The organism is uncultured Maricaulis sp. (genome assembly GCF_947259345.1).
Classification (GTDB): Bacteria; Pseudomonadota; Alphaproteobacteria; order Caulobacterales; family Maricaulaceae; genus Maricaulis.
In genome coordinates, this window is sequence record NZ_CAMYLS010000011.1 from 1 (window position 1) to 11,852 (window position 11,852).

Genomic DNA, 11,852 nt, shown 5'->3' on the forward strand with positions numbered 1-11,852 from the left:
ATGCGATGGCGCAAGGTCGGCAGGACCAGCGCCTGGACATCGTCGGGAATGGCGTAGTCGCGGCCTGCCAGGGCGGCACTCGCCCGCACGGCCGCCGCCACCGCGTCGGCGGCGCGGGTCGAGGCCCCTTCGCGTACATCCCCGTCCGTGCGGGTCGCTCGGACGATGTCGAGGATGTAGGCGAGGATTTTCTCGTCCAGCCGGATCGCATCGATCAAGCCATGCGCGCCGTCGATATCCGCCGCCGAGATCACGGGTTCGATCGCGGCCGTTCGGGCATCGAAATCCAGCGGCTGCAGCGCATGACGCCGCAGGATTTCCAGCTCGTCCTCACGCTCCGGGAAATCCAGTACCAGCTTGAACATGAAGCGGTCATTCTGGGCTTCCGGCAGCGGATAGGTGCCCTGCTGTTCGATCGGGTTCTGCGTCGCGATGACATGGAAATGACCGCCGAGCGCGTGGTCTGTACCATCAATTGTCACCGTGCGCTCATTCATGGCCTGCAGGAGGGCCGCCTGGGTCTTGGGCGGGGCCCGATTGATCTCGTCCGCCAGCAGGATGTCGGTGAAGACGGGCCCCTTCACCAGCCGGAAAGTGTTGGAGCTGAAATCGAACAGATTGGCGCCCAGCACATCGCCCGGCATCAGGTCCGGGGTGAATTGGACGCGGCCGAAATCGAGCGACAGCGCCGAGGCGAAGCTGCGCGCGAGAAGCGTCTTCGCCGTGCCGGGCGGCCCCTCCAGCAGCACATGCCCGCGCGCAAAGACAGCGACCAGCAACTGGTCGATGATCCGGTCCTGGCCGTGGATCGTCTTGCGAATTTCCGAGCGCAGCGTCTCGGCGCGCTCGGCGAAGTGTTCAAGGGTCAGGGTCATGCGAGCTCCAGGGCGAGTTTGTAGACGTCTTCCACATCGGCGAGCGCGTCGATAGCGACTTCGGTCCGGACACGGTCCGGCAAGGCATCGGCGCGGGTGAAGATTTCGGTGAGGCGATCGGCAAGGCTGGCATCTTTCAAGCGCAGCAGGGCGACCGCGCGCTCAAAGGCGTGGCCGGCCTTGCGATCGCGCCCGAGCCAGACCTCGGCCAGGGCCTGACGGCGGCTGGTCACCAATGTTCGGACCAGGGCACCATCGGCATGGGCATTGCGCATCAGGCGGGCCTGTGCCTTCAGCGCGACACGCCGGACGGCACCATGGCCCTCGTCGAAAATCGACAGGAGTGGCCGGCCACGAATGCCGGCCCTCCACAACAGGAGAGCCAGCAGCCCGCCGGCGGCGAGCCAGAGCCAGGTGAAGGGCGGCTCGAACATGCGGGCTATGTCAGACCAACTCCGCTCATGCTCTTCCGGACGAGCGGTCAGGAAGACAGCCTTTGAATAATCCAGCAAGACATCGCCATCGCCGGCCAGTGCTCGCACGAGAGCACGCGCGATGTTGCCATTCTGCCCATTGGCGAGGCCATGATTATTGAGCAGGTCCGGATCCGAGAGGACCCAGTATTCCAGATCATCGAAGCGGCAATGTGCGAGCAGCGCCCGATCTGCCGCGCCGACCAGAGGGGCGCACCCCTCGGGCAAGACCATCCATTGCGGCGCCCGCAGACGGGCTTCGCCGGCCAGATAGCCGGCCATGGAGACATCGCTCCACCCGGTCTCAAGCACGGGGGGAACATGCGGCACAATGAAGGTCTGTATTGCCGGGCCGGCAGCGATATCTTCGGCCCCCTCCCTCGATGCAGGCTCGCTCTCATCGGCTGGCTCAGCCTGTCGAAGGTCGGCATCCACAGACTCCTGATCGTCAGGCGCGGAACCGAGGCGATGGATCAGGAATTCCGGGTGCGTGACGCCGAGCAAGCGCACACCGTCGCGCCATTTCGGCAAGACCACCAGGGTCGGCAGCGTTTTGACCTTTGTCGCCACGACATATTCGGGAATGGCGCGCAATGTGTCAGCCAGATAGGGCGCTTCCGGATCCAGATTCCTGCGACCCGTGCCGCCCCCCGGATCGGGATCATACAGCGGCAGGATCCGCAGTCCGACGCCCTCGCCGGACAACGGGCCCTGACCAAGGAATCGGCGCGTCTCGATCGCGTCCGCGTTCAACCAGCTGACCAGGCCGTCAAATCCGAGCGCGCTGCGTTCAAGCGGCGGCGCCCAGTCGCGTTGCGCCAATATCCAGGCGGCAAGTATGGTCAGAGCGGCCAAAAGCGCGACGACCAGCCAGGTCAGTGGATTGCTGTCTCCGGTCCGCGCGTTCATGTGGCTGCCGCCGTTGTGGCAAGGACTTTCCGCGCATCTTCAACCAGGTCAGCGAGACCGCCTTCTTCAATCGACTGACCGCCATAGCGAACATGTTCAGCGGTCCGGACCAGCCGGGCGACCCGCTCATAATGGGTCCAGTTCTGCGGAAGACGACGCAAGGCCTCCCGGGCGGTCTCGCTGCGACGGAGCACCGATCCGGTGGCTTCGGCCGCCGCCACGAGGACAAGGCGCTGCAGGGCGCCGAGCGCCTTCGGCGCGTCTGTCAGACCGGCAATCTCATCCAGGCTCAGCACTGGAAGATCGGCCGCCGCGACTGCCCGCGCGCCTAAACTGTCTGGCCTGTAATCGCCGGTGTGTGGCGCCCGCCGCGTATCAACCCGCGCGCCGGCACCATGACGAAAGGCCAGGTAGACGATGAAAATCAGGGCCCCGGCAGCCAGTGCCACGAACAGCCAGAAAATCAGCCGAGCCAAAGTGAATCCGGCGAATGGATTGTCACGCCGGTCGGGTGCAGCGGCCAGATCGGCCAAGGCGCGCCAGTCATCCTCCACTTCGAGTGATTCGACATCAATTTGGAGGTCATGCTGCGTCGCCATCTCGACGAAATCATGAGCCGCAAAGTTGACCTCATCGACCCGGTTGCTGCCGAACAGGGTCGACAATCCCAGCGCCAGCGCGATGGCCAGCACAATCGCGGCCACCAGCCATAGCCAGGGTCGCCATGCAGACGCTGTTCGCGACGCCGGGTCGGGACGGGGCGAGGACGCCATCAAGCACACACTCCGGCGGGTTGCACACAGCCGCGGTCGCAGCCGGAGGTCAGGTTAGTCAGCCCCGTCATGCCGGACAAGTCTGGTTGGCCTGTAAAATGCCGGACAGGGCCGCCTCGGCAGTGGCGGCAAACCCGAACGGCGTTACCGGGTTGTCGAGCTCCGCATAGCATTGCTCGAAACCGTCCGACCCGCGTGCCGCGAGCACGGCCGCAAAATCCGTCTCACCCTCGCCGAGGATTGCCATGCTGCCATCCGCCGCCCGGTCCTTGAGATGGCAAAGTGGAAACCGATCCGGCGCGCGTGCCACGAGCTCCGCCGGATCGAGGCCGGCGTGCTGTACCCAGTAAGTGTCGATCTCAAAGGCGACGAGCGACGGATCGCATCGGGCCTGGAGCAATTCCCAGGGCGTCACTCCACCCTCACCGGGCGGCCCGTCGATGGGCCGAAACTCAAAGTCGTGATTGTGATAGGCGCAGCGCAGATCCGCGGCGCGGCACGCCTCGCCGAGCCGGTTGAGACTGTCCGCCCATGCGTGCCAGTCCGCCAGGCTTGTCCGGTCCTCCGGCGGGATCCAGGCAACAACAAGATGGCGATGTCCCGCGCGGGCGCCGTCAGCCACGACCCGGGCCGGGTCGGCGCGGCTGGCGCGTGCATCGACATGGGCGCTGGGGGCGGTCAGCCCGGTTGCCGCCAAATGGGTCGCGATCTCGGCGGGCGAGTGACCGAAATAGCCCGCAAACTCGACCGCGCCAAAGCCCAGCCGGGCGACCCGCTCAAGTGTTTGCGGCACCGATACCGCCATCGCCTGGCGTATGGAATAAAGCTGAAGACCGGTCCGCGCGGGCGGGCATGACAATCCGCTTGGCAGACACCCGGCGAGCCCCAGCGCGCCAGCCTGAAGCAACAGATTGCGCCTCGACAGCCGCCCTCCTGATTGATCACGCATCACGCCCTCCCCACCGGCATGTTTCACCAGGCCAGGGGGTGTGGGCAAGCCTGAAAGCGCGACATTCCCCGCGCACCGGATCCGGCGCGCGGGGCAGATGACGCGATATTCGCGATCAGCGCGGCGTACTGACGGCCGGCATGTCGGTGAAGGGAATGATCCCGAATTCCGGATAGATTTCAGTTGGGTAGTAGAAAGTGCCATTGGCTGAGACCAGGGCGATCGTCTTCAGCTGCCTGAAGTCCTCGGTTGGGTCACCCGGCACCAGGAAGAAGTCGGCCAGCATGCCCGGCGCGATCGTGCCCAGTTCATCGTCGACGCCCAGATATTCCGCCATGCCATGGCTGCCCCAGGCGATGATCTCGGCCGGGGTCATGCCGATATTCTGGTAGAGTTCCAGCTCACGGTGATAGGCGAAAGAACCGCCCAGATCGGTCCCGGGCACCATGAAGATGCCGGCCTCGCGCATGCGGCGCAGGGTCTCCGTGATCTGGTCGAAGGCGCCGCGGTAATTGGCGTCGTCTTCAGGCGTGGCGATGTCCGCCCAGGCGCTGCGCGCGCTGCGCTGGGTTTCGACCGGCATGTGATCGATATAGTCGACAACACCCGGCGACAGCTCGCCATTGCGCGACAGGAGCAGGGCCTCATGGATGGCATAGGTCGGATCGACCGCCACACCATTGGCAGCCATGGCCGCGATGGTTTCCTGCACCGGCGCACTATCCAGATCGAGACCCGGCAGACGCCGCAAGGCGGTCAGACGCAGGAGCGAGCGGGTATCCTCACCCTCCTCCAGCACCCAGCCCAGCATGATCTGGTTGATATGGGTCATCTCGTCATAGCCGGCGGCGATCATCGCATTGGCATTGGTGAAAGCCGGGACATGGCCGGCCACGCGCAGTCCGTTTGCGTGCGCCGCCTCGATGACAGCTGGAATCCAGTCCGGGTTCATCGAGTTGTAGACCTTGACCTGGATGTAGTCGCCGCTCGCCGCATAGGTTTCGACCGCGGCAACAGCCTCGGCCTCGCTGCTGACGAGGATGCCATTATTGGAGCTGAACGGGCTTTGCCCCTCGATGAAGCCGCTGCGGTGCATACGCGGTCCGGCGACCTCACCGGCCTCGATCCGCTCGATCAGCGCGCCGAGAACTTCATTATTGTTGCCCATGTCGCGAACACTGGTCACGCCGGCTGCGATATTCAGGAAGGCACTGGTCTCGCCCATATGGCCATGCATTTCGAACAGGCCCGGGATCAGCGATCCGCCCGCCCCGTCGATTTCAGTCTCACCATCACGGGTCGGGACATCGAGGGCATCAATGGCGGCGATACGATCACCTTCGACGACCACAGAAACCGGCTCGCCAAGGCTCAATGTCGATGGGTCAAAGACCCGCACATTGCGGATGCGAACCGGCCCCTCATAATCATGGGCGACGCGGGACTGGATATCGGCGAAGCGGCTGGCGCCATAGCCGGCCGCCAGACCGCGCAGACGCTCATCCTCTGCCTCATAGCCCGCTTCCAGAATGGCAAAGCCCGGCGTGATCAGGCCGAAAAAGGCGCGGTCATCCATCAGGAAATAGGTCGGGTTGGCGCTTGTTCCGGACAGGCCATAGGCCATGAGCTCACGGCTGGTCTCACCATTGCTGACGGTCAGCGTATCCACTTCGGCCAGACGAAGCTCGCCACCCGGCAGGGCCGGGATGGTCATGTCGTCCCGGTCCATCAGGGCCCGCGCGGCAATCGCCAGCCAATAGGGGCTGGCATCCTGGGGCACGTAGAAGGCATCGCCGTCGGGAATGGCCTGGTCGCTGCCCGTCGCATCGCGCCAGCGCGCCTCGCTGTCGGCATAGCTGAATTCTTCGTCGATCGGATTGCCGAAGGTCGACGCCCCGGAAATCGTCCAGCTGGTCGGCAGACCCTGCGCGTCCAGGGTGATCGATTCGGAGATCGTTGGGCCGCGTCCATTATTGCGGTATTCGAATTCGACGCCGAAACCGTCCTCGGACGGGCTGATATCCAGCCCCCCGATCTCGGTGCCGCCCACGAGGACGGTGAAGTGCTGCGCTTCCGGCGCGGACGTCGCGGCCGCTTCAGGGCTCGCAGCATCGTCCTGGGACGCAGGCTGGCTGCAGGCGGCCAGCGCGGCCAGGACCAGGCTGGCCCAGATCGGTTTCATGGATGCGGACATGGTTTCTCCCCCGAGGCAAATCTCTGAGCCGAGGGTTAGCACCGTTTTCAGGGCCTGTCTGCCAGCTGAGCCCCAAGCGCCGGATCAAACGCTGGCAGCGGTATCGCCCTGCGCCTCAAGCCAGCCCGGTTGCAGGGCGGTCAGGGTGAGATCGATCGCACCATGATCGCCGAAACTGACCCGGGACCGGTCGCCGACCTCAGCCTGATGAACACCGGTAACGGCGCCGGTCGAAATATGGCTGCCGGCCGGAAGTGCGATGCCGCGCCTTTGCATCAGGCGCAGGATGAATTCCAGCGCCCCGAGCGGCCCGCCCGGCAGGGCCGCGGCCGTGGTTGCACCGACATCCTTGCCATTGATCGAGACCCGTGCGGGCAGATCCGTCCATTCGCAATTTTGCCAATCCTGCACTTCCGGACCGACGATCAGTCCGAAATTATTGCCGAAATCGGTGACGACGCAGATCGGACCCAGATCATTGATCCCCGGGAAGGGGCTCGACGCGATCTCGACCCCCACATGCAGGCGCCCGGCAACATCACGGACCAACTCCGGTGTGATCTCGGTTCCGACCGGTACCGGCTTGGCCAGCACATAGATGAACTCGGCTTCGACGGCGGCAAATCCGTCGGCAAAAACCGGCATGTCGTGGTGCTGCCCGGGCGCATGGCCCTCGATCAGATTGGCAAAGATGGGACCGACCAGGCGCTCGGCACCGATCGCAGCGCGAAAGGGCGGTGGCACAAGGCCGATTTTCCAGCCCGCAACCGCGACCGGCCAGGCGTCAATCGACGCGTCCTGCACCACATAGCCGTCTTCGATGGAAGCCGGAAGCTGGCCGGGATAATCCGCCAAACCGGCGGCCGTCAGACGGGCCTCAATGAAGGCTTTGGAGATGGTTTTCTGGTTGAGGGTCAAGTCGAAATTCCCTGATTTTTCTCACCTTGTCGGCCGGCGAGTTGCTCTGACGAAGGGGCTTGCGCCGCACTCGATATCGGTTACGGTTCCCGAAAAGGAAACCGGTGTCATTTTTCACGGTATTCCCTCAAGATCAAGCCGCAAGCAACAATCAGCGGTATGAAAGCAGGGCGGCGAGGACCCAGATCAGGTCGCCCGGGAGGAGACGGAAATGATGAGAAGCGCTTTGCTCGCTGGCGTTTGCGCCATGGCCTCTGGTTGCGGTCACATGGATGCACTGGCCTCGAATTTTTCTTCGCAGGAGTCCCCGGACACGTCGGCCATGGCGGCCTCACAGATCGCCTTTCCGGGCGCAGACGGCTTCGGCCGCTTCAGTCAGGGCGGCCGCGGCGGTGACGTCTACACGGTCACCCATCTCGGTGACAGTGGACCGGGCTCGCTGCGCGAAGGTGTCGAGGCCGAGGGGCCACGCACCATCGTCTTTGCCGTCTCCGGCACGATCCAGCTGGAGAGCCCGCTCCGCGTCCAGAATGACTACATCACGATCGCCGGCCAGTCGGCGCCGGGCGCCGGCATTGCGCTGCGCGACTACCCGCTGCAGGTGAACGCCAATCATGTGGTCATCCGCTATATCCGCTCACGGATTGGCGGCGCGAGCCATGTCGAGGACGACGCCATTTCGATCATTGGCGGCTCGGACATCATCCTCGATCACGTCTCCACGAGCTGGGCGATCGATGAAACCCTGTCCTCCTCGCAGAGCTATCGCGGTACGCCCGGCCAGAAACATCTCACCAATCTCACCGTACAGTGGTCGATCATGGCGGAAGGCCTTTATCAGGCCGGGCATGAGAAGGGGGATCGCGCCTATGGCAGCCTGATCCGCGGCAATGATGGCGCCCGCTATTCCTGGCACCATAATCTCTGGGCCAACCATAATTCGCGCATGCCGCGGATCGGCAATTACGCGACCCCGTTCGACGATCCGGACGGGCTCTTCCTCGATTTCCGCAATAATGTCTTCTACAATTGGGGCCATGGTGCCGAGACTGATTTCTGGGACTGGGTGCCGGCCAGCGCCGAGTTTGACCCATCCACGCAATTGGGTTTGAATCAGGATCCGCTCTATGGGCGTGAGGGCACGGATTATCATTACGCCGCCGGGACCGATCTCGATCCGGCTTCCGTCGCCCGCTACAACTTCATCAACAATGCCTATATCCAGGGCCCGCAAACGCTGGGTCCGGTCATCTTCTACATGCGCAACACCACCGGCCGAGCCTATTTCGCCGGCAATACGATGGATGGCGAATTGCGCGACCAACGGCCGATGCTGCGCTCGGCAGCCCATGATATCAGCTGGGTGGACGAGGCCTATGAGGCCGATTTCATCCGCACCGATACGGCCGATGAAGCTTACGCCGCGGTGCTCGAGGGCGCGGGCGCTTCGCATTGGCGAGACAGCGCCGACCAGCGCATCATCGACGATGTCCGCAATGGTACCGGCCGCATCATCTCCTCCGAGGCCGAAGTCGGCGGCTGGCCCGACCTGCCGGCCGAACCGGCCCGGACCGACAGCGATGGCGACGGCATGCCCGATGACTGGGAAACGGCACGCGGACTCGATCCGCAGAACCCCCAAGACGGCTCGCATGACAACGATAACAATGGTTATACTGAACTCGAGGACTGGCTGAACGGGCTCGTTGAATAACCGGCACAGACCAGACCCGGGGGAGGGATCATGATCAATCGCAGACACCTCATCGCGACCGGGGCTGCGGCGGCCGTGGCCGGCTGCGGCCAGGCCGACAGACCGCTCTATTCCGCTGACGCCCATGTCGCTGATTACCCCACGGTGCAGGGCGTTCAGGCGATGGCTCGCATGGTCGAAGAGCGCACGGGTGGCCGCCAGCGCGTAAAAATCTTCGCCGGCGCCCAGCTCGGCTCCGAGCGCGACACGCTGGAGCTGACCGTGTTCGGGGCGCTCGATCTGAACCGGATCAATCTGGCACCGCTCAATTCGGTCGCCAATGAGACCATCGTTCCCAGCCTGCCCTTCCTGTTCAATTCAATCGAGCACATGCGCACCTCGCTCGACGGCGCGCCGGGCCAGACCATTCTCGACGCGCTACGCCCGCATGGCCTGGTCGGCTTGTGTTTCTATGACAGCGGCGCGCGCAGCTTTTACAATACAAGCCACCCCATCCACACGCCGGACGATCTGCGCGGCATGAAGATCCGGGTGCAAAACTCCGACCTCTATGTCGCCATGGTCGAGGCGCTGGGCGCCAACCCGACCCCGATGGCCTTCGGCGAGGTCTATCAGAGCCTGGTCCAGGGCGTGATCGACGGGGCCGAAAACAACTGGCCGTCCTACGAGACGACACGGCATTTCGAGGCCGCCCGCTATTACAGTCTCAGCCGCCATGTCATGGCGCCGGAAATCCTGGTCATGTCCAAGCATCGCTGGGACCGCCTGTCCGCCGAGGATCAGGCGATCTTCCAGCAGGCGGCCCGGGACAGTGTGCCGGTCATGCGCGAACTCTGGGATGCCCGCGTCGCCGACTCACGCGAGCGCGTTCTGGCGGGTGGTGTCGAGGCCAATGAAATCGCCGATATCGGGGCTTTTTCCGATCGCATGGAAAGCGTCTGGGACCGGTTCGTGGTCAGCGATGTCCAGCGCCGCCTGGTCGAGGATATCCGCAATCTGGGAGGGCAAGTCTGATGCGCCTCTTTGCCCATCTCATGCAATTGGCCAGTCGTGGCCTCCTGTTGATCGGCGGGGTCGGCCTGGCAGTGATGACACTCATCATCGGCTGGCAGGTCTTCGCCCGCTACGTGCTCAATGCCAGCCCCTCCTGGTCCGAACAGGCCTCGCTGGTGCTGATGATTTGGTATGTCAGCTTCGCCGCAGCGGCCGGCGTGAAGGAAGGCTTTCATATCCGCATTTCGGCCTTTGCCGACAGCCTGCCCGGGGCCTGGCCCGGTCGGCTACAGCTCCTCTCCCACCTGATTGTCGCCCTCGTGGGCGGCGCCATGGCCTTTTGGGGCGGTGAGCTGATCCTGCGGACCTGGGACCATGTCATCCCGACACTCGGCATATCCCGCGGCTTCGCCTATCTGCCCATACCGATCAGCGGCGTTCTGATCGCCCTCTTCGCGCTGGAAAACATCCTGGAACACCTCAATCCGGCCCTGGCCGACGAAGCGGAGTCCTGAGCCATGGAATTGAGTGTTCTCCTCGGCGTTCTCGTCTTCCTGCTGATCATCGGCGTTCCGGTTGCCTTTTCCCTGTTGGGCGCAACCCTCGTAACCTTCTTCATGATGGACATGCCGGCCATTGCCGTTTTCCAGCGCATGGCAGGCGGGATGAGCATCTTCTCGCTCATGGCCATCCCCTTCTTCGTTTTTGCCGGCGAGCTGATGCACCGATCCGGGATTGCCGAGAGGCTGGTTCATGTGGCCGAAGCCGCCTTCGGGCGATCCCGCGGCGGGCTGGGCCAGGTCGATGTCGGCGCCTCGATGCTGTTCGGCGCCGTCTCCGGGTCCGCCATTGCGAGTGTGTCCGCCATGGGCTCGACCCTGATGCCGATGATGCGCGAGCGGGGCTATGACGCCGACTATGCGGTCAATGTAACCTCGACCTCGGCTGTTTGCGGCCTGCTCATTCCACCGTCGCACAACATGATCATCTATGCGGCCGCCGCCGGTGTCGGCGTGTCGATCGGCGAGCTTTTCGTGGGCGGAATCGTGCCTGGCCTGCTGACCGGTGCCACATTGATGGTTGCCGCCTGGCTGGTCGCCGTGAAGCGCGGCTATCCCAAGGGTGAATTCCCCGGCTGGATGGCTTTTCTGCGCGCCTTCATCATGGCGCTGCCCGGGCTCTTCACCGCCGTCATCATTGTCGGCGGCGTGCTGGGCGGCTTCTTTACGGCCACCGAATCCTCGGCCGTCGCGGTGCTCTACACCGTGGTCGTGGCCGCCCTGCTCTACCGCTCCATGGGGCCGCGCGCCTTTCTCGACGCCGCCATCCAGGCGGTGAAAACCACGGCCATGGTCCTGCTCATCATTGGCTCGGCGTCCGGTTTCGGCTGGATGCTGGCCCTGCTGGAAGCGCCAACCCAACTCGCCGAACTGATCACGACGGTCACCGACAATCCCATCCTCATCCTGCTGATCATCAATCTGATCCTGCTGGTGCTGGGCACGTTCATGGACATGTCGCCGCTGATCGTGATCACCACACCGATCTTCCTGCCGATTGTGGTCGGACTGGGCATGGATCCGGTCCAGTTCGGAGTCGTGATGATGCTCAATCTCGGTATCGGGCTGGTGACCCCACCGGTCGGCGCCGTGCTTTTTGTCGGTGCTGCGATCGGCAAGGTGAAGGTGGAAGAGACCGTCAAGACGATCTGGCCCTTCTATGGCGCTCTTTTCGTGGCCCTGATGGTCGTCACCTATATCCCCGCCGTTTCGATGAGCCTGGTCAATCTGATGCGCTGACGGGCGGAACCTTATCCTCGCCCTGCACCGCTAAAGCCGTCACCCTGACGCAAGTCAGGACCCAGTCTTGCACGCCGGGTTTCGCCAAGCGTGGCAATAGCTTGCGTCGCAGACTGGGTCCCGGCCTGCGCCGGGATGACGGTGTGTGGGGCGGGCTTTTGCAGAAAACTTATCCCCACCCCCTCGGCGCCAGCGCATACTCCCCTTGTTCCCGCGTCACCTGAGGCCCGGATTGGTTATCCGGGGGCGTGGGGA

At 63.9% G+C, this 11,852-nt stretch carries 10 protein-coding genes; 4 read left to right on the forward strand and 6 right to left on the reverse strand.

Annotated features, from left to right (window positions below; translation table 11 throughout):
* The 6 genes from Q0X62_RS06185 to Q0X62_RS06210 all read right to left on the reverse strand — a co-directional run.
* The coding region (locus Q0X62_RS06185) for a MoxR family ATPase (protein WP_297732785.1) at positions 1-875 on the reverse strand (875 nt) is incomplete at its 3' end.
* The gene (locus tag Q0X62_RS06190) at positions 872-2,257 is read right to left on the reverse strand and encodes a hypothetical protein (protein WP_297732787.1); all 1,386 of its coding nucleotides are present in this window, start codon (positions 2,255-2,257) and stop codon (positions 872-874) included. The genes Q0X62_RS06185 and Q0X62_RS06190, both read right to left, overlap by 4 nt.
* Positions 2,254-3,030, reverse strand: a complete 777-nt coding sequence (locus Q0X62_RS06195) for a DUF4129 domain-containing protein (protein WP_297732789.1) — start codon at positions 3,028-3,030, stop codon at positions 2,254-2,256. The genes Q0X62_RS06190 and Q0X62_RS06195 overlap by 4 nt, the downstream gene beginning before the upstream one ends.
* A gap of 67 nt (positions 3,031-3,097) precedes the next feature.
* Positions 3,098-3,979: a sugar phosphate isomerase/epimerase gene (locus Q0X62_RS06200; RefSeq protein WP_297732791.1), complete on the reverse strand. Its 882-nt coding sequence runs from the start codon at positions 3,977-3,979 to the stop codon at positions 3,098-3,100.
* Positions 3,980-4,094: 115 nt separating this feature from the next.
* Entirely contained in the window at positions 4,095-6,173 is a 2,079-nt protein-coding gene (locus Q0X62_RS06205; RefSeq protein ID WP_297732793.1) for an amidohydrolase family protein, read from the reverse strand.
* An 84-nt stretch (positions 6,174-6,257) separates the two neighbouring features.
* Entirely contained in the window at positions 6,258-7,091 is an 834-nt protein-coding gene (locus tag Q0X62_RS06210; protein WP_297732795.1) for a hypothetical protein, read from the reverse strand.
* Positions 7,092-7,302: 211 nt separating this feature from the next.
* Here Q0X62_RS06210 and Q0X62_RS06215 point away from each other — a divergent pair, with 211 nt between their 5' ends.
* The 4 genes from Q0X62_RS06215 to Q0X62_RS06230 are packed head-to-tail and all read left to right on the forward strand — an operon-like array spanning position 7,303 to position 11,597.
* Positions 7,303-8,805, forward strand: coding sequence for a hypothetical protein (locus Q0X62_RS06215; protein WP_297732797.1), 1,503 nt, complete (start codon positions 7,303-7,305; stop codon positions 8,803-8,805).
* Positions 8,806-8,835: 30 nt separating this feature from the next.
* Entirely contained in the window at positions 8,836-9,819 is a 984-nt protein-coding gene (locus Q0X62_RS06220) for a TRAP transporter substrate-binding protein (RefSeq protein WP_297732799.1), read from the forward strand.
* Positions 9,819-10,313 carry a TRAP transporter small permease gene (locus Q0X62_RS06225; protein WP_297732801.1) on the forward strand — a complete coding sequence of 165 codons (495 nt, stop codon included), beginning with the start codon at positions 9,819-9,821 and terminating at the stop codon, positions 10,311-10,313. Before Q0X62_RS06220 ends, Q0X62_RS06225 begins: the two co-directional genes overlap by 1 nt.
* A gap of 3 nt (positions 10,314-10,316) precedes the next feature.
* The gene (locus Q0X62_RS06230; RefSeq protein ID WP_297732803.1) at positions 10,317-11,597 is read left to right on the forward strand and encodes a TRAP transporter large permease; all 1,281 of its coding nucleotides are present in this window, start codon (positions 10,317-10,319) and stop codon (positions 11,595-11,597) included.
* Positions 11,598-11,852 lie beyond the last annotated feature (255 nt).